At 42.0% G+C, this 17031-nt stretch carries 16 protein-coding genes; 5 read left to right on the top strand and 11 right to left on the bottom strand.

Features of this window, described 5'->3' with window-relative positions:
• Positions 1–17: 17 nt before the first annotated feature.
• The 9 genes from btuD to ATB76_RS05600 form a co-directional block, all read right to left on the bottom strand.
• Positions 18–785 (bottom strand): vitamin B12 ABC transporter ATP-binding protein BtuD, encoded by a 768-nt coding sequence (btuD, locus tag ATB76_RS05560; protein ID WP_080774334.1) that lies wholly within the window; start codon positions 783–785, stop codon positions 18–20.
• Positions 772–1767 carry a vitamin B12 ABC transporter permease BtuC gene (gene btuC / locus ATB76_RS05565; protein WP_061034841.1) on the bottom strand — a complete coding sequence of 332 codons (996 nt, stop codon included), beginning with the start codon at positions 1765–1767 and terminating at the stop codon, positions 772–774. The genes btuD and btuC overlap by 14 nt, the downstream gene beginning before the upstream one ends.
• A gap of 102 nt (positions 1768–1869) precedes the next feature.
• On the bottom strand, positions 1870–2898 hold the full coding sequence (locus ATB76_RS05570; protein WP_061034842.1) for a succinylglutamate desuccinylase: 1029 nt from the start codon (positions 2896–2898) through the stop codon (positions 1870–1872).
• A gap of 238 nt (positions 2899–3136) precedes the next feature.
• The gene (locus ATB76_RS05575; RefSeq protein ID WP_061034843.1) at positions 3137–4936 is read right to left on the bottom strand and encodes a M3 family oligoendopeptidase; all 1800 of its coding nucleotides are present in this window, start codon (positions 4934–4936) and stop codon (positions 3137–3139) included.
• A gap of 82 nt (positions 4937–5018) precedes the next feature.
• A complete protein-coding gene (gene cobC, locus ATB76_RS05580; protein WP_005445528.1) occupies positions 5019–5633 on the bottom strand; it encodes an alpha-ribazole phosphatase in 615 nt (204 codons plus the stop codon).
• Positions 5630–6178, bottom strand: coding sequence for a bifunctional adenosylcobinamide kinase/adenosylcobinamide-phosphate guanylyltransferase (cobU, locus tag ATB76_RS05585; protein ID WP_061034844.1), 549 nt, complete (start codon positions 6176–6178; stop codon positions 5630–5632). The genes cobC and cobU overlap by 4 nt, the downstream gene beginning before the upstream one ends.
• Entirely contained in the window at positions 6175–6981 is an 807-nt protein-coding gene (locus ATB76_RS05590; RefSeq protein ID WP_061034845.1) for an adenosylcobinamide-GDP ribazoletransferase, read from the bottom strand. Before ATB76_RS05590 ends, cobU begins: the two co-directional genes overlap by 4 nt.
• Complete coding sequence (gene cobT, locus ATB76_RS05595; protein ID WP_081094894.1) at positions 6981–8024, bottom strand: nicotinate-nucleotide--dimethylbenzimidazole phosphoribosyltransferase; 1044 nt, start codon at positions 8022–8024, stop codon at positions 6981–6983. Before cobT ends, ATB76_RS05590 begins: the two co-directional genes overlap by 1 nt.
• A gap of 19 nt (positions 8025–8043) precedes the next feature.
• Positions 8044–8655 carry a flavin reductase family protein gene (locus tag ATB76_RS05600; protein ID WP_042601706.1) on the bottom strand — a complete coding sequence of 204 codons (612 nt, stop codon included), beginning with the start codon at positions 8653–8655 and terminating at the stop codon, positions 8044–8046.
• A gap of 669 nt (positions 8656–9324) precedes the next feature.
• Here ATB76_RS05600 and ATB76_RS05605 point away from each other — a divergent pair.
• The 3 genes from ATB76_RS05605 (at position 9325) to ATB76_RS05615 (ending at position 12504) form a co-directional block, all read left to right on the top strand.
• On the top strand, positions 9325–10020 hold the full coding sequence (locus ATB76_RS05605) for an NAD(P)H-binding protein (RefSeq protein WP_039974532.1): 696 nt from the start codon (positions 9325–9327) through the stop codon (positions 10018–10020).
• A gap of 191 nt (positions 10021–10211) precedes the next feature.
• Positions 10212–11585 (top strand): L-cystine transporter, encoded by a 1374-nt coding sequence (locus ATB76_RS05610; protein WP_038868624.1) that lies wholly within the window; start codon positions 10212–10214, stop codon positions 11583–11585.
• A 229-nt stretch (positions 11586–11814) separates the two neighbouring features.
• On the top strand, positions 11815–12504 hold the full coding sequence (locus tag ATB76_RS05615) for a DUF1826 domain-containing protein (protein WP_042601708.1): 690 nt from the start codon (positions 11815–11817) through the stop codon (positions 12502–12504).
• A gap of 783 nt (positions 12505–13287) precedes the next feature.
• On the opposite strand, the gene ATB76_RS05620 is transcribed toward ATB76_RS05615, so the two are convergent.
• Positions 13288–14097 carry a LysR family transcriptional regulator gene (locus tag ATB76_RS05620; protein WP_042606225.1) on the bottom strand — a complete coding sequence of 270 codons (810 nt, stop codon included), beginning with the start codon at positions 14095–14097 and terminating at the stop codon, positions 13288–13290.
• A gap of 368 nt (positions 14098–14465) precedes the next feature.
• Positions 14466–15161, bottom strand: a complete 696-nt coding sequence (locus ATB76_RS05625; protein WP_042601713.1) for an aspartate/glutamate racemase family protein — start codon at positions 15159–15161, stop codon at positions 14466–14468.
• Between the two features lie 593 nt (positions 15162–15754).
• Between ATB76_RS05625 and ATB76_RS05630 the strand changes: the two genes are divergently transcribed.
• Both ATB76_RS05630 and ATB76_RS05635 read left to right on the top strand, forming a co-directional pair.
• Positions 15755–16390, top strand: a complete 636-nt coding sequence (locus tag ATB76_RS05630) for a LysE family translocator (RefSeq protein ID WP_042601714.1) — start codon at positions 15755–15757, stop codon at positions 16388–16390.
• Between the two features lie 139 nt (positions 16391–16529).
• Positions 16530–16892, top strand: coding sequence for a cupin domain-containing protein (locus ATB76_RS05635; RefSeq protein ID WP_042601716.1), 363 nt, complete (start codon positions 16530–16532; stop codon positions 16890–16892).
• Positions 16893–17031 lie beyond the last annotated feature (139 nt).

The raw sequence follows: 17031 nt of genomic DNA on the forward strand, positions 1-17031 counted from the left end.
TGTCTTCCTTTAGGATACTAATCAAAAATCAGATACGGCCTTTCTTCTACCAAGACCTTCTTAACTTGAGTTTGGAACACCTCAGCTAATCCTTCTTCTGATAGCACTTCATCGGCGTTACCGGAAGAATGCAATACGCCGTTATTGAGCAGCAAGACTTTATCAGCGTGCCTAAGCGTTCGGTTTAGATCGTGGTTTGCGACCAACACCCCAATACCCTGCGCAGCGACGGCATTAATGAGCTGATATAGCAGTCCTTCTTGGGCAATATCCAGCGGCGCTGCGGGTTCATCCAAAATCAATAGCTGAGAGTATGGGTTAATTGTTCGCCACACTTGCAAGCACACTCCGGCTAGACGGACACGCTGCCATTCACCGCCGGATAATGTCTGAATACTTCGATGAAGCTTGTCTTGTAGTTGCACCAGCTCAATAACGATGTTAACAGCATCTCGTACTTTCGCATCGCTGATATTGGCACCCGTTGGCAGTGAAAGTGCTAAGTATTGAAAGACATCAACATTGAACGCAGGTCTTGATTGTTGACACAAATACCCGCGGATATGCGCTTGTTCTGAAAGTGGCATTGTGAGCAGGTCGTTATTGTCGACAAGTACTTCCCCACTTACACCTTCACGCTGATTTAAGGTGCCCGATATCGCGCCAAGTAATGTGCTTTTCCCAGAGCCGTTTGGACCCACGACATGCACAACCTCACCCGGCTTACATTCAAAGGACAACGGTAGCAGTCGACTTCCAACTGCGATGTGCTTAACGTGCATCATGACTTTTCACCAGCATCCAAATGAAGATAGGCGCACCGATAGAAGTGGTCACCACTCCGAGAGGTAGCTCTGCGGAATCGAGCAACAAACGCGCGCCGATATCCGCAAAAACCAATAAGGCTGCGCCAGATATTGCAGAAAGAGGCAACAGGTAACGGTTTTCGGTACCAAACGCTAATCGAAGCAGATGCGGCACGACTAAGCCCACAAAGCTAATGATCCCACCTAACGCAACGGAACCGCCAACAAGTACGGAAATTGCCAAAATGAGCTTCCAGCGCATCTGATGAACATCAATACCCAGTTGAGTTGCATGGATTTCCCCAAGCATCAACTTATCCAGCGGCTTGCCCTTGCTGCAGAGCCAAATCAGCACAGGTAGCATGACTAAAGTGACGGTGTGCTGATACCAACTTGCACCACCAATGCTGCCCATTAACCAGTACATTAACTGACGGAGGCTTAAGTCATCGCTAAAGTAGAACGCCCAAGTCACAATGGCGCTCGACAGAATACCCAGAGCAACACCGACAAGCAGCAGCCTTGCGGTAGTGAGATGCATCGCTCGCGCTATGCCAACCAATATGACGGTGAATAGCATCGAGCCAGCGATCGCGGCTAACATAAAAATCATTGGGGAAGGCAAAACAGGCAAAGCAAACATAGCTAGCACCATCGCCAAACTCGCGCCCCCCGAGATCCCGAGAACGCCGGGTTCGGCTAATACGTTCCCAAGCAAGACTTGCAATGTTGCCCCTGAGACCGCTAATGCGGCGCCAATTATCGCAGCGGCTACCAAACGTGGCAGACGCAAATCCAATAACAGTTTTTTTTCAAACGCAGAAAGAGATTGAAAAGGAGAAAGGAAAACCTCTCCGACCATCAAATGAATGGCAGAGAGCAGCACGAGAATCACTGACATAATCAAAAGATTGCGTTGCCAGCGTCGCTCCTTGTTCAGGATAAGTTGTTGAAAATCCATAGTGGCCGATAAATACAAACGAGGCTTAACCTTACAGTTAAGCCTCGGTAAATTGCAAATGACTTAGTATGCTTATTTACCCTATTTTAGGGCTTACTCGCATCAATCGTAGACTAATTCGCCATCTTCAAAGCGTGTTTTCACTTCACACACCATTAACGCTGCTCGCTGCCCGATAGCAACATGGCGATTTGGGAAGACTATTGCTTCATTGTCGTTTTTGGCCATTAACGGTTTATCTCCATCATGACCAAACACTTCCCCATGAACAAATGCGGTAAAGTTCTCGACGTTATCATCAAACATGAAATCGAAATCTTCATGTAAGCGCACAATCGTACGGCTTACGCGGTACTTAATACATGGCTTAGATAAGTGCTCTGCTTTTGATTCTGCAATTAAATTACGTAAAGAGAGGTCAAATGCAGTCATCTTATCGAGATCGTTTTCACCAATGCGAGCAACACGGCCAAGTTCCATAGTCAGTGCTTGCGCACCGTAGTTTTCCGCACTAAACCAACTAAATGTACTCGATGGAGAGTTAGACAGTAGCACCGCTTCAATATGTGCGCTGTCTAAAAAATCAATAAGTGCTTTACTACGTGCCGGATGGCGCGTTTTCGGACTCACCGCAAAGGTATAATGCTTTGACCCACGAATCGCACAGTGTAAATCAAGATGCCAACGAGTGTTTTCCGTAGTGTCTTGGTAGAAATCTCTCACCAACAGTTTGAGTGTATCTGCGATAGCAAGCTCTTTGGTTGGTTCGTGTTGTTTGTCGTCAAAGAGACGATTGAGGTTTTCTTCCAGAAATCGCGTATGGGCCAGTGTTGATTCTGGATGGGCGATAATAAATAGACAACGAGCTTCGATTTTTTGGAAACCGGATTCAATGTCTTTAATGATTGAATCCACTAACTCCATCGGTGCAGTTTCGTCCCCATGGACACCGCATGAAATGATGATGTTCTTGGTCTCCTGAGTGTAGTCATCAGGAATTACTTCGAGCACACCACGTTGATAGAGTTTCAGTTTTACACCGTTAGTCAGCACCTGCTCCGCTGGCGCAACATCAATATGAACATCTAACGTGTCAGTTAAAAACGATTGGCGAAAGAGAGACTTCGTCATGCGTTACTCCTTAATAGCACGGCAGGTATGTTAATAAATTGTACAAAGGATTTTTGTTGTTGCGATCCCACTTATGAGTAGAAACCGTCAATTTTCACGAAAATCCCATACCTTTCCGGACCATGCACTCAAACCAAGCATTGAGGCGTATGTTTTTTGAACAATTACAAAGTGTTAGGGCTGTGAACTTTACCACGGCCCTAAATAAGATCATCACGATCTGATCAACTTTTCGTACTTACTCACTACGTTGTGCGAGTAAACGTTCAAATTCGTCTACTTTGTCACGAACGAGCTCGACGCTCTGCTGCCAAAATTCTGGTTGCGTAAGATCCATCGATAAGTGTTTGGCTACTACGTCCTCTGCCATCATATTGCCAGTATCACGCAACAATTCCACGTAGTCACTGTAGAAGCTCTCACCTTTCGAAGCACGCTGCGCGTAAATGCCTTTACTGAACAAGAAGCCGAACAGATATGGGTAGTTGTAGAAACTCACTCCAGAAATTGAGAAGTGCAGTTTGCTCGCCCAGAAATAAGGGTCAGCTTCGCTCATCACATCGCCATACCAATCTTTCCACGTTTCTGACATTAACTCACAGAAATCATCCGCTGTCAGTTCACCCTCTTGGCGACGCTCGTAGAAGGCTTTTTCGAATTCGTAACGAACTGGAATATTGATCATCAGCGCCAACGCCGAGGAGAGCTCTTCCCACAGCATTTCGAGCTTATCATCCACACTTTCTGCTTTTGAAATCAGATGATCGCGAACGATGTTTTCAGCGAAAATCGAGGCAGTTTCTGCCAACGTCATCGGGTAGTACGTTTGGCAAAGCGGCAAGTCACGAATCACCCAGTTGTGGAATGCGTGACCAAGCTCATGAGCAAGCGTCATCAGGTCTGAGCGGCTGCCACTCCACGTCATAAACACGAGCGGCGTGCGCGTCGCCGGCAGCTTAGTACAGTATGCGCCAAGGCGTTTGTTGGCATTAGGCGCTGCATCAATCCAGCCGTTTTGTACCATCATGCGGACAAACTCGGACATGTCTGGATTCACGGTTTCGAACGCTTCACAAATGACGTCGATTGCTTCATCGAAAGGGTAAACTTTCGCTTCACCACTCAAAGCAGGCATCGCAGCAAGATGATTCCACGGTTTCATCTCATCCAGACCGTGGACCTTAGCCATTAGCAAACCGGCTTTTTGGCCGATTTCACGACTGTCTTTAGCCACTTTCATCATGGCATCCAACGTTTCGGCTTTGATTCGGCTGCCATGCAAGCTTGGATCAAGGAAATGAACATCACGTTTGGTAGAACGCTTTTTATTCTCTGTTAAACGCCAACCTGAAAGCGCGTTAAGGATAGAAGCAAAAGACTCTTGATGTGTTGCCATCGCTTTTTGAACGCCACGCCACGCAGCTTCTTGGCGATCAAATTCAGAGCCATAAAGAATGCTTGCTGCTTGGGAGAAGCCGAGTTCTTCGCTCTCGCTATCCGCATGTTCTAATTGAACTTTTAATGAACCTGTAAGGTTATTGTAAAGCTTGCCCCACGCCGATTTTCCATCCACGCTCATTGCGGCTAACAACTTTTCTTCTTCGGTGCTTAGGCGTGTGTCAGCCAGTTTGCGAGAGTTCAGAATTGAAAACGCCTGACCACTGATGTCTGGATTTTCATGATCCAACACGCGAGTAATGAACTCTTCATCAGCGTGAGTCAATTTAAGCTCAAACGCACTGTAAGCTTGAGAAAGCTCGGAGAAGATACGCGTCATACGACCTAGCAGTGCTTTCGCCTCTGCATTTGTCGCATCCACTGACGCGTAACAGTTAGCGAAGTTCGCAATAGTGCCAGCCAAACGGCTTGCCGCCTCGCTGGTTAAGATTGCGTTTTGCATCACTTCAACAGAGTTACAATCGGCAGACTGTTTATTGAGTAGGTCAATGCATTGCTCTACAAGGGCAATGTCATCTTGAATTCGTGGGTCAGCGAGATCGTTATAAACGATGGATAAATCCCAGCTAGGAGCGGTCATTTATGGTTCCTTTTGATGTAATCGAGCCAGCCCTTTTCTCTCTCAAGCTCGGTCGAGATCCAAGCGTTGGCTACTTCCGTGACTAATTTTCAAATAGTGGTACGCCTATCGAACGAACTGAGGCGTAAATCTGATCATCGATGGTAATTGTTATATGTGTTACTGACGCATTTCCTATCGCTAATGTCGAATACCATCGCGGATTGCGCCAATCTACACCCAATACATGGGCAAGAATCATTCTAATTACGCCACCATGCGTGACAATTAGCAAGTTGTCATTGATATCGTTGATGATTTGAGACCAAGCACAAGTTACACGATGAGAGAAATCATCCAAGCTCTCAGCATTCGGTAAGGTGTGTTGTGCCGGTGCTTTCCAAAATGCATCGAGCTTATTCCAGTGCTCAGAAAGCATGTCAAATGGGATGCCGTCGAAATCACCAAAATCCAACTCTTGAAGTTGTGGTTCCACACTTAAAGGCAAAAGTTGCTGCTCAGCAAGTATCTCAGCAAGATCGTGACAACGTGACAAAGGAGAACTTATGATCCCTTCTACTTCTCGACCCGTCTGTTGCCAGGCTTGCGCAATTTTGCGTTGCTCAGCTTCATCGACTTTTAAATCGGCTTGTCCGTGTAAACCTGGGGCTGCGTTCACTTTCCCGTGTCGCAGTAAATAGATATTCAGCGTTTTCATCTCTTCCCTTCCTGTGGTTTGAGCTCAAGCGGCAAGCCCGCAGCGACAAACGTGACTTGCTCACATACGGTCGCCAGTTTTTGATTCATCCGTCCCGCATTATCGACAAAGTAACGACTGACGGCGCCGAGCGGCACAATGCCCATACCGACTTCGTTAGAGACAAAAATCAGCGTCGCGTCAGATTGCGCCGCCGCATTCACCAGCCGCTCAATTTGCTCCTCTAACCGCTCATTGTTGCAGTCATCACCAAGTTCAAAGATCCAGTTGTTGAGCCAAAGCGTAAGGCAGTCAACTAACACAATATCTTGAGACGAAAGCTCACAAATGAGCTCAGGCAAGTTAAGCGGACACTCATGTTCAATCCACCCTGCCCCTCGCTGCAGTCTATGGTGAGCAATGCGTTGCTTCATTTCTTCATCAAACGGCAATGCCGTCGCCACATAGTGAAGCGTTCCGTTTTTATTTTTTGCCCACTGTTGCGCCTTGCTCTCTGCTAAGCTCGATTTTCCTGAGCGCGCACCACCTAGAATAAGTTGCTTCATAATGAATGACTAAATGCGATAAGAGTGAGATAAACAAGCAACTCTGCAAGCTGCTGCGCGGCACCAAGGCAATCGCCAGTAAATCCGCCGATACGTTTGGTCAGCCAGCGTTTAAAGCCAGAACGAAACAGTGCCAATACCAACATGATCACCACTGCCTGAGTCACGCCCAGTAACAACGCGACAATCCCACCAGTTAATAGCAGTATCGCGACTTCTAAGCTCGATTGTTTATTTGCTAACGGTTTGCTTTTCGAGGTGTCAGCGTCACTAACGTAAGGCATGTCGTATATGAGAGTGGCAGCCAGTGCTCGGCTCACGGTGTACGCCACAACAATCATCCGCCAAAATTGAGGTTCATTGGCTAACTCGCTCCAAAATACAAACTTCGCCAGCAGCGCCATCATTAGCGTTGCCGCGCCGTACGTCCCAATGCGGCTGTCTTTCATGATGGTTAAGCGGCGCTCTAACGTCATACCACCGCCAATGCCATCCGCCATATCCGTTAAACCGTCTTCATGGAACGCGCAGGTAAGCAATAGGCTAAAAGCCATAGTTAACACGATGGCAACTGAGTTTGGGAACAATAAACTTGCCAGTGAAAACACAGCTGCGCACAGTAGCCCAAGCAACACACCGACCAAAGCAAAATATCGGCCTGCTTGGTTCATGCGCTTTTCACTGTAAGGTAAATCTGCGGGCACAGGTATACGGCTAAAAAAGCTAATTGCGAGTAAGAAAAGCTCACTCTGATAGCGCAAAGAACGAGTCTCTGAAGTGTGGGGATTCTCAGAAGCAGACACTAAACCGTCACTCCCGCACTCTCAAAACTTGCCATGTTGTTGTAAAACTGAGCCGCCGCTTTTACCAGTGGCAAAGCAAGCGCTGCTCCAGTTCCTTCACCTAAACGCAAACCAAGATCCAAGAGAGGCTCCGCTTGCAAACATTCCAGCACAAACTTGTGCCCATTCTCTTCTGAGTTATGAGCGAACAGCATGTAATCTCGCGTCTCTTCATCCAATAAAGTCGCGACGTAAGCGGCTACAGAGACGATAAATCCGTCGACTAAAACAGGCGTTTTGTGGCGTTTCGCTTCTAAGAATGCGCCAACCATTTGCACGATTTCAAACCCACCGACTTGTGCCAGTGCGCCTTTGCAATCAAGGTCACGGCAGCGATTCACACCTTGTGCTACTAACTTGATCTTACGGTTTAGCTGCTCTTGAGTAATACCCGTACCATAGCCAACGCAATGGTCGACTTCCAATGGGCTCAGAGCAGTTAACAATGCCGATGCAGAACTGGTATTGCCAATCCCCATCTCACCAAACATCAATAAGTTCGAGCCATTAAGGATCGCCTGCTGCGCGACTTGGGCACCATATTCCAAACCTAGCGCGACTTGTTCTAGTGACATCGCCGTTTGTTTAGCAAAGTTTGCCGTGCCATTTCCCAGACGTTTCTTAATCAAGTTGGGATGATTTTTAAAGTCAGGAACTAAGGTATCGATCGGTGACAACATGCCACAATCAATGACCTTAAAGTCAATTTGGTTGAGATCGCAGAAACAATTAATGGCGGCGCCACCAGCGAGAAAATTCGCCACCATTTGTTGAGTCACAGCACTTGGCGCAATGCTCACCCCTTCTTCAGCGATGCCATGATCACCAGCGAATACCAACATGGTTGGTTTGCGAATTTCGATTGTTTCTACCGCTTGCGGCTTATCTTGGCTTTGAATTAACGCCAGTTCTAGCGCCACTTTTTCGAGCAAACCAAGAGCGCCTAACGGTTTGGTTTTGTTATCAATGCGAGCTTGAATTTCTGAGGCAAAAGAGCGATCCATGATGATGATTCCTTATTCTTTATTTTGGACGAGCAACAGAGAACGTCTTTTCTAGCGTGGCGTACTCATTTCCACCAAGCCTTGCTAATGGGTCAACCGCAAGAGCGTCGACTTTTAAACGATCACCTTCCATGGATATGACCCGTTCATCGACATAAATGAGTTCAATTTCTGCAAAGATCAAACTTTGTGGTGTCTCCCCCATCTCTATCAGTTCATGCAACTTACAGCCGAATGCAATTGGCGCGCCCTCTAGGCGTGGTAATTCGAAACCTTGGAAATCAACCGTCTCAAGTTGAGTCGTCTCCAGTTCAGATTCCCCATGTTCTAATGTGGCAGAAGATAAAGTGACTTTATCCGCGAGATCGCTGGGTGTAATATGGATAACCAACTTACCTGTCTCTAATGCATTTCGCGTGGTGTCTTTGATGTCACCATTGGGCTTTTTCCCCACAGAAATCATCAATAAAGGTGGGTGGCTGGAGACTGCAGTAAAGTAGGAGAATGGAGCGAGATTGAAGTTTTTCTCACCTGAGTCTGTGAGCACCCAAGCGATTGGGCGAGGAATGACAGTTTGAGTCATCAAATGGTACACCTGCGTTGGCGCAAGCGTACTGAGATCTATGTTCATACGACGTCCTTGGTCTGAAAAGTCTCGAATGAGCCAATGGCTCGTTTTTTAAAGACAACAAGTGTACGCCTCTTGTGTGCAATTTCACCTAATTTTCTCTTTTTGACTGGCATTGTTGTCATTTCGGCTGTCATATTGATAAAAATGTTATTTCAACAAGCTTGTTCCACTAAGGAAAGCATTCAACTTAAACCAACTCAGTCTCAGTCATTTATTTTTCAGCGCTCTAATTGATAACGTCCGATGGTCAAAATCAGTCTAACTAAACAACTTAAGATATTGATAAATAAAAAATTATCCAATAGGTCACCCAACAAAAAATAGGCGTAAATGAAGCGAGAGCTGATTGCCTCATCGTCTGTATTTTGAAAGTTGGCACGTGTGATGCTTTAAAGAAATCGTCCCTAACAAAAAAGCGAGAAATTATGTTTGCCAATCAAAGTCGTCGCCCCGCTAAGAGAGGCAAGCCTAACCCAACCCGCCAACCTCGGCGATCCATACCCTTATCATTCTCCTAATAAAAAAGACCCGTTTGTCCCGCGGGTCTTTTTATTTTTGAAAAGACAAAACAAACAAGTTAAATATCAAACATTGTATTCATGCCTAATGCTTGTTCAGGTAAATCAGCTACAATAGCGTAAGCATTTGTTCTCTATGAGGAAGAAGACAATGAGTAACAACACGAACGCATGCGTCATCATTGCTGGTGCGACGGGGCTTGTCGGCAAAGCTGTCATCAATAAATTGGTTTCACAACCAAGTATTGATTCGCTCTACTCCCTTTCTCGAAAATCGTTGACTGATGTCGCCGATCCTGACAACAAGATTATTTCCATCTTAGATGCTGAGTTAGCCATTCATGACTGGGACGAACAACAACCTACCCCAAACGTCGGCTTTATTTGCTTAGGAACGACGCTAAAACAAGCAGGTAGTAAAGATGCTTTGCGCAGAATCGATGTGGAATTGGTGTGTAAAGTCGCGCAACAAATGAAGATGATCGGTGTGAAACGCCTAGCTGTAGTTTCCAGCTTAGGTGCAAAAGCCTCTTCATCATCTCATTATCTTGCTTGTAAGGGCCACATGGAAAAAAACATCGAGAAAATGGGCTTTGATGAAGTGGTGTTTGCAAGACCTGGCCCCTTAGTCGGTCAACGTGAAAACCCTCGAACTGATGAAAAGCTCATTCAAACGCTTTTCAAAGTCATAAGGCCACTTATGCTGGGTAATTTGGCTAACTTTGTGCCAATTCATGCCCAAGATGTAGCCAAAGCGATGATTTACCAAGTTTTCAGCTATCAACAAGACCCTATCGTTTATTTGCATCGGAGAGAAATGCTCGACCTCATAAAGCACTACGATTAGAAATCTGGTTGGAATTCGCTCTAAATCAATGATTAACGAGAAGTGCGTCGCGTATTTATATTCATTTTAGATCTATCTAATACCTGTTTTTCATTTTTAAAGTTATATCCCGAGCGTTATCTTACGCCATCAGTTTATAGCTCTATATAAAAAAACAGTCAGCATTTAGCGCTGATTGATAAGGTCAAATTATGAATTTCTCAGTGGTTGCCTCTCTGGCGGTGTTTGTCGCCATACTATTCTTACTTTTTAGCCAGCAACAAAAACAGAACACCCTATCTCGTCTTGTTCTGGTCGGCCTGGTTACCGGTTCACTTTTCGGTCTTGCTCTACAACTGATTCATGGTGAGGGCAGCGCTGTGATTGCTCAAACGCTTGAGTGGGTTGGCATCGTTGGCAGTGGTTATGTTGGCCTGTTGAAGATGGTGATAATGCCATTAGTACTTGTCTCTATGATTGCTGCGGTAGTCAAATTGGAGAAAGGCGGCTCACTGGGCAAAATATCTGGCCTAACGATTTCTGTTTTATTAGTAACTACCGCGATTGCTGCACTTATTGGTATTGTTGTCACCTCAACGTTTGGCTTGTCAGTAGAGGGCTTGACCGAGGGTGCGCGCGAAACCGCTCGTATTGCTGTATTAGAGAGCCGAGCAGGCAGTGTGAGTGACCTGACTATTCCCCAAATGCTGATTAGCTTTATTCCAACCAACCCATTCGCTGACCTAACGGGGTCACGCTCGACCTCTATCATTGCTGTGGTTATTTTTGGTGTTTTGGTAGGTATCGCCGCACGAAAAGTCATGGCAGAAAAAGAAGAATTGGAATCTCCTATTCGTACTTTCGTTGAAGCCGCTCAGTCTATCGTGATGCGTTTAGTTAAGATGATCATGGCATTAACGCCTTACGGTATCGCGGCATTAATGGCAAAAGTGGTCGCAACCTCAAGTGCTGGTGACATCTTTAACTTGTTGGGTTTCATCGTAGCATCGTACGTTGCTATTTTGCTTATGTTCCTTGTACACGGACTGCTAGTGTCTTTCGTTGGTGTGAGCCCAACAGAGTACTTTAAGAAGATTTGGCCAGTACTAACTTTCGCATTTACATCACGCAGTTCAGCGGCAACGATTCCACTGAACGTGGAAGCGCAAATCACTAAGCTTAATGTGCCACCTGCAATTGCTAACCTCTCGGCATCGTTTGGCGCAACAATAGGTCAGAATGGTTGTGCTGGTATCTACCCTGCGATGTTAGCAGTTATGGTTGCCCCGACAGTAGGCATTGACCCTTTAGAAATTAACTTCATTCTGTCATTGATTGCGATTATCACCATCAGCTCATTTGGCATTGCCGGTGTCGGCGGCGGCGCAACGTTTGCTGCACTTATCGTACTCCCTGCAATGGGATTGCCAGTAACGATTGCCGCGTTACTTATCTCTATCGAACCACTAATTGATATGGCGCGTACTGCACTTAATGTTTCTGGCGCGATGACAGCAGGTACGATTACTAGTCGACTATTGAAGTCTTCTGAAAAAGAGACACGATTGGAAGAACAAAAAGCGTAGATCACTCACTGTTTCAACCACTCAAATAATCAAGCCGATGGTTTTCCCGTCGGCTTTTTTGGTTTTCAGGCTCGCTAAAATAAAAGCATGGCGAATCTCCCCAACCTTTTTCAAAGACTTACTAGAGTCTAAATAAGATTTGCGGCAAATAGGTTTGTTAGCAAAATTTGTTATAATATAACATTACAACAAAGTGAATCCGCATACGAATAACATCGGAGGTTATATCATGACTTCAACTTTAACCGAGTCCATTACAACTGAAGCCTTGGGAAACACACACAAAACTGCATGTTTCAGTGCACGGAAAGAACCGACGGTGTTGGCAGACATTTATCAAGAAGACATCAATATCGCGATTTGGCAGCGTCAATTTGATCAACAACTTGTTGATGCAAGCAAAGCGTTTGTTACATCAAACCCCAACTTTGGTAAGTCGTTGAGCGTATCTCCAGAAAACGCCTTAGAAACGTTGCAATTCGCAACTGACGGAAAAGCGCCAGAAGTGCTACTAAGAAATATTGCTGAGTTGGTTGATATGTTCTGCTATTTGTTTGAACTAAAAGATGCAGGATTACGCCTCACAACGCTCAATAGCGCAATGTGTCCCCGCTTTCACGTTGACCAAGTACCTTGCCGCCTAGTCACTACCTACCAAGGCATTGCGACTCAATGGATTGCTAATGACGTACTTGATCGCTCAAAGCTCGGTCGTGGTAGTCACGGACTTTCGGATGCAGAATCCGGCTTATACAGAGCAGAATCAGACATCAGGCACCTTTCTGTTGGTGACGTTGCACTGCTAAAAGGTGAGCGTTGGATCGGAAATGAAAACAAAGGACTGGTTCATCGCTCGCCTAGTATCCAATCGAATCAAGCTCGTTTGTTGCTGACATTGGATTTCGGAGCAACCAACTAGTAATTAAATAGGTATAAAGACAACCAATACCTTGACAAAAATAATAAAATAAAAGTGTTCGATACTACAACGTTGCTAAACCAACTATCCTTCTAGTTATTTCCACATTATATCCCATCAAAACGATGGCACGTAATGCTCTCAGAGGGAGAGGTATTTCCTATTACTTGTCACAAATCAATATAAATCTTAGCGAGGTTATAACAACGGTTTAGGAAATTACGACACTATTATGTAATAAATCAGTTATCTCTTATAAAGATAACTATCATTTAAATAAAAGAAAAAAGTAACTGTTCCCTCAATGCAACACTGTGTAACGTTGTTTTTATTCCTGTCTATTGATATAAAAAATTAAGGATTACATGAGAAAATATCAATCATTCAGTGAATGATTGATATTTACATAATATAAAAAGGAGTATCTAAATAATGAAATTAAAAAATAAAAACATTTCACAATCTAAAAAAGTCCGTCTTAGAGAAAAGCTCAGAAAAATGATAGAAAAGTATATTAACTTAGTAAGTATATTAAAACCTTATAACCTCGATGTGTACTATGTACGTCGAAAAGATCGCTAACGAGTTTTGCTCGATCTTAAATTAACACATAAAAATGTTAATTTCTTCAAAGTTACATCAGTAATTATATATTAATACTTTGGAGCATATAAATGCTCCTTTAATTTTAACCGTTAACTTGTTAAATGTAAAAACCGAGAGAACTGGAAATAAATGATTAGTGCATTCATTTCATTACACTTATGTAAATCACGAGCATTTTTATTTTATAGAGTTTTTTATTTCATAAGTTATAATTTCTGATATATTAACTAGTTTTTTAGGAAGTGGAGATTGATAAGGATAGGCAATATAGACATCACTACATTTTTTATTTTGATTATCAATCATAAAATCGTCTTTGTCATTTATGGAGTAACTAGGTAGAAATCCCTCACCGATACCGCTATCAATATATTCTTTTAATATCGTTATGTTATCTACGTCAATGATATTTTCATACCCCCCTGCCATGTACTCTTCATCATGCCTATATTTTATAAGTGTTGCTTTATCACCATTTATTTTCTTTGCTAACACTTTGGTATAAGTGCCAACTTTATGCGCTATTAAGCTATCATCACCGATGTTATCGAGTCTAATTGCCATGTCTATATTTTCACAAATAAGATCTTCTTTATTATTTGTTGCTATAATCTGAAATTTAACATCTGGAAATGTTGTTTTTAATTTTTTTAAAATATCAGGAAAAATATACATGGCAATAGAAACTGGCATTGTTATTTTGAATTCACCGATCATGCTATCATTCAGAGAAGACATTTTATAACTTAATAAATTAATGTTATCGAGAAGCTCTAGCGCTGTCGTTTGTAAAACCTCTCCATATGGAGTAAGACTTATGCTTCTAGTTGTACGATAAAACAACTTAACACCAACCTCTTTTTCAAGCTCTAAGATATGTCGGCTAATGTGTGCTTTTGACTTCCCGAGTTTCATTGCTGCCTTAGTAATAGACAAATATTTACATACGAATGCAAAACTTACTATTTGATTATTCATTTTAATCATTACTTATGTTCCTCATTCATAAAAAATCAGATTTGATGTTAAAAGCCAACTATGTTCTAGATGCTTTCCATATAACTATAAAATAAAACTTTCAATTTAGAATATGTGTAAATCATAAAAGTAACATTTAAAAATTGAATAAAATTTATAAATATAAGAGATAGCTTAACGACAATTAGCTAAGGACTATAAAATTAGTTATAGCAAACCATTATTAATTGTATCTATGTTCAATTTGATATTGAATACACTCTTAATAAATATCGTAGTTATCCAATTTTTAGAACAAAGTGTTGTGAGTTTTCTATTTGAGTGTTCTAATTATCTTTGACATGCATCAATCTCCAAAAATTTTTAGGCTATTTGTATTATCCTTTCAATGCCAGTAAAACAGCCTCTTCTGCATGTATTTCTGTCGTATTATATAATGGGATGTCGGTGTGGTTTTGTTGTAAAAGGAGTGGTAGTTCAGTACATCCTAAAACTATTGCTTCAGCCCCACTTTTATGAAGGGTATCCACTATTTCAAGGCAGTGCTGACGAGATTTGTTGTCAATAATCCCCAAGCACAGTTCATTATAAATAATATTATGAATAGTATCTTGTGCATCAATATCAGGCACTATAACGTCAATTCCAAACTTATTAATAATACGCTGTTTATAAAAGCTTTCTCCCATGGTAAAGCGTGTTCCAAGCAACCCTACTTTCTTTATATCATCCGCAACTAACTTGCTACCTGTTGCATCTGCAATATGGACGAGAGGAATAGAAACAGAAGATTCAACTTCAGAAGCCACCTTATGCATTGTGTTCACGCACATTAGAAGAAAATCAGCACCACCAGATTCAATGAGCTTCGCTGAATTTGACAATACTGTAGCAATCTCACTCCATTTATTCTGACGCTGTAACTTCTCAAGTTCTTCAAAGTCAACGCTACACATAGTGATTTTTGCCGAATGCAACCCTCCAAGCTTATCCCTGATCGATTCATTGATCGCTTTGTAGTAGATAACTGTTGATTCCCAACTCATTCCACCCAACAATCCAATTGTTTTCATTTCAGCTTCTCCATGTTTTATGACAATATAAAGTTTAAAATATAGTTGAAACCAATATTTTACCTTTACATATTGCAGCTTTAAAATATCGTGTCAAATGAAATTTCACTTATTTATTGATAATTTAGTTTTTATGTAATTACTCAAGAAACATTAGAAATGACTAATAAATCTAAATAACAGCATAGCATCGCTAATTACTTGATGTATTCGATAAAATAAATCAGTATCCAATTAATGTTTAAAATGTCAAATCATCAAGTTTACTTGTAAACCAAACCTGACACAGCATATGAATCATACAATAATTTGTAAACAGTAAAACTTTATCACCTTACATTGTCTCCTATATGGAACACTGTGTAACATTGCTTTTGTAATTCACTATTGATATAATACCCAGAAGCATAACAATTCGCACAATACAGAAAATAAAACACATTACTCAGCAAAAGAAAGTAAATACCAGTTAAAAACACTGAACAAAAATTTGTTTGAAGATAAATCACAGCGCAGCAATAAATGTCTTAGCCAGCATTTTCATATAAGCCATGGGTTAATTTTTTGTGATGCACTATAGCTAGGTAGATAATATGAATTTAGACACACTAATGATGTATTGTATATTTACTTTCTTTTATATAGTAAGCCCTGGTCCTGCTGTTTTTATTTCTATTTACAATGGCGCAATAAACGGAACAAAACCCGTTGTCATATCAGCATTTGGAAATGTATTAGGGTTGATACTATTGTCGACATGTTCAATGTTTGGATTAAGCACATTGATAAGAACCTCTGCTCTATACTTCAATATCTTTAAAGTTGCCGGCATCATTTATTTATTCTATTTGGGAATTAAACAATTACATCTGAGTTTTAAGCCTGATAACAATGAATTTGATAGAAAAAAACCAACTAATAATAGTTATACTACATACTTTCGTGAAGGTTTTTTCTTGGCTGTGACAAATCCAAAACCAGTGATATTCTTCACTGCTCTATTTCCACAGTTCTTAAATATTGACGATTCTATTGGTTATCAATTTATCTCTATGACATTGATATTTATCACTATTTCTTTCTTCGTACTTGTCAGTTATGGCGCAATAGCCAACTATGCTAGTTCAAAAATTGAAAAATCACCCACAAAAACAATATGCTGGTTTAATCGCATCAGCGGAGCAACGTTTCTTGTTCTGGGCGCTAAACTTTTCTATTTAAATAAGTAATGAATATACGAACATACCTTCTAGCTTAAGTGTCAATGGGAGTTACAAATCATTAACTCGTGGTGTATGAGATTAAACGATAGAAAGTTGCGGCTTATACCATGTTAAAAACGATATCCCCACCTAAAAGGAAATAACCATGAATACTTCTGTTAATTTATTAGAAAAACTAAAGAAATTTGACGATTTTTGGTCCCCCAGAGTCATTGCTGAAATGAATGACTATCAGGTAAAAATCGCGAAATTTAAGGGGGAGTTTACTTGGCATGACCACAAAGATACCGATGAATTGTTTTTTGTCGTATCTGGCTCAATGCGAATCGAATTTCAACATGGTTATGTTACCCTCGATGAAGGCGAAATCTATGTTGTACCCAAAGGTGTCACCCACAAACCTGTGGCTGAAACAGAGTGTCACGTTATGTTAATTGAACCTAAAGGAGTAATAAACACCGGCGATATAGATAGTGAGCTAAAGGCGGAAAACAATGTTTGGGTCTAATTTTTCGATTGTACTTTTTTAGAGTATAAAAAAAACCTTTTTAAATTTAAAGCTCAAGTCTCAGAGAGCAAACTACTTTAGCCTATGTGTAATCCCTATTGGCTTTGAAATCGCCACATTGGCAATAATCTGGGTTTAG

It is taken from the genome of Vibrio sp. MOR3, from assembly GCF_001557775.1.
Lineage (GTDB): Bacteria > Pseudomonadota > Gammaproteobacteria > Enterobacterales > Vibrionaceae > Vibrio > Vibrio jasicida.

Excerpts from the sequence above, each read along its gene's own strand:
- cobC (WP_005445528.1), bottom strand. The coding sequence starts at position 5,633 with ATGAAAACGCTGAATATCTATTTACTGCGACACGGGAAAGTGAACGCA.
- ATB76_RS05575 (WP_061034843.1), bottom strand. The coding sequence starts at position 4,936 with ATGACCGCTCCTAGCTGGGATTTATCCATCGTTTATAACGATCTCGCT.
- ATB76_RS05625 (WP_042601713.1), bottom strand. The coding sequence starts at position 15,161 with ATGAAAACAATTGGATTGTTGGGTGGAATGAGTTGGGAATCAACAGTT.
- ATB76_RS05570 (WP_061034842.1), bottom strand. The coding sequence starts at position 2,898 with ATGACGAAGTCTCTCTTTCGCCAATCGTTTTTAACTGACACGTTAGAT.
- ATB76_RS05630 (WP_042601714.1), top strand. The coding sequence starts at position 15,755 with ATGAATTTAGACACACTAATGATGTATTGTATATTTACTTTCTTTTAT.
- btuC (WP_061034841.1), bottom strand. The coding sequence starts at position 1,767 with ATGGATTTTCAACAACTTATCCTGAACAAGGAGCGACGCTGGCAACGC.
- cobT (WP_081094894.1), bottom strand. The coding sequence starts at position 8,024 with ATGGATCGCTCTTTTGCCTCAGAAATTCAAGCTCGCATTGATAACAAA.
- ATB76_RS05615 (WP_042601708.1), top strand. The coding sequence starts at position 11,815 with ATGACTTCAACTTTAACCGAGTCCATTACAACTGAAGCCTTGGGAAAC.
- btuD (WP_080774334.1), bottom strand. The coding sequence starts at position 785 with ATGATGCACGTTAAGCACATCGCAGTTGGAAGTCGACTGCTACCGTTG.
- ATB76_RS05600 (WP_042601706.1), bottom strand. The coding sequence starts at position 8,655 with ATGAACATAGATCTCAGTACGCTTGCGCCAACGCAGGTGTACCATTTG.
- ATB76_RS05610 (WP_038868624.1), top strand. The coding sequence starts at position 10,212 with ATGAATTTCTCAGTGGTTGCCTCTCTGGCGGTGTTTGTCGCCATACTA.
- cobU (WP_061034844.1), bottom strand. The coding sequence starts at position 6,178 with ATGAAGCAACTTATTCTAGGTGGTGCGCGCTCAGGAAAATCGAGCTTA.
- ATB76_RS05635 (WP_042601716.1), top strand. The coding sequence starts at position 16,530 with ATGAATACTTCTGTTAATTTATTAGAAAAACTAAAGAAATTTGACGAT.
- ATB76_RS05605 (WP_039974532.1), top strand. The coding sequence starts at position 9,325 with ATGAGTAACAACACGAACGCATGCGTCATCATTGCTGGTGCGACGGGG.
- ATB76_RS05620 (WP_042606225.1), bottom strand. The coding sequence starts at position 14,097 with ATGATTAAAATGAATAATCAAATAGTAAGTTTTGCATTCGTATGTAAA.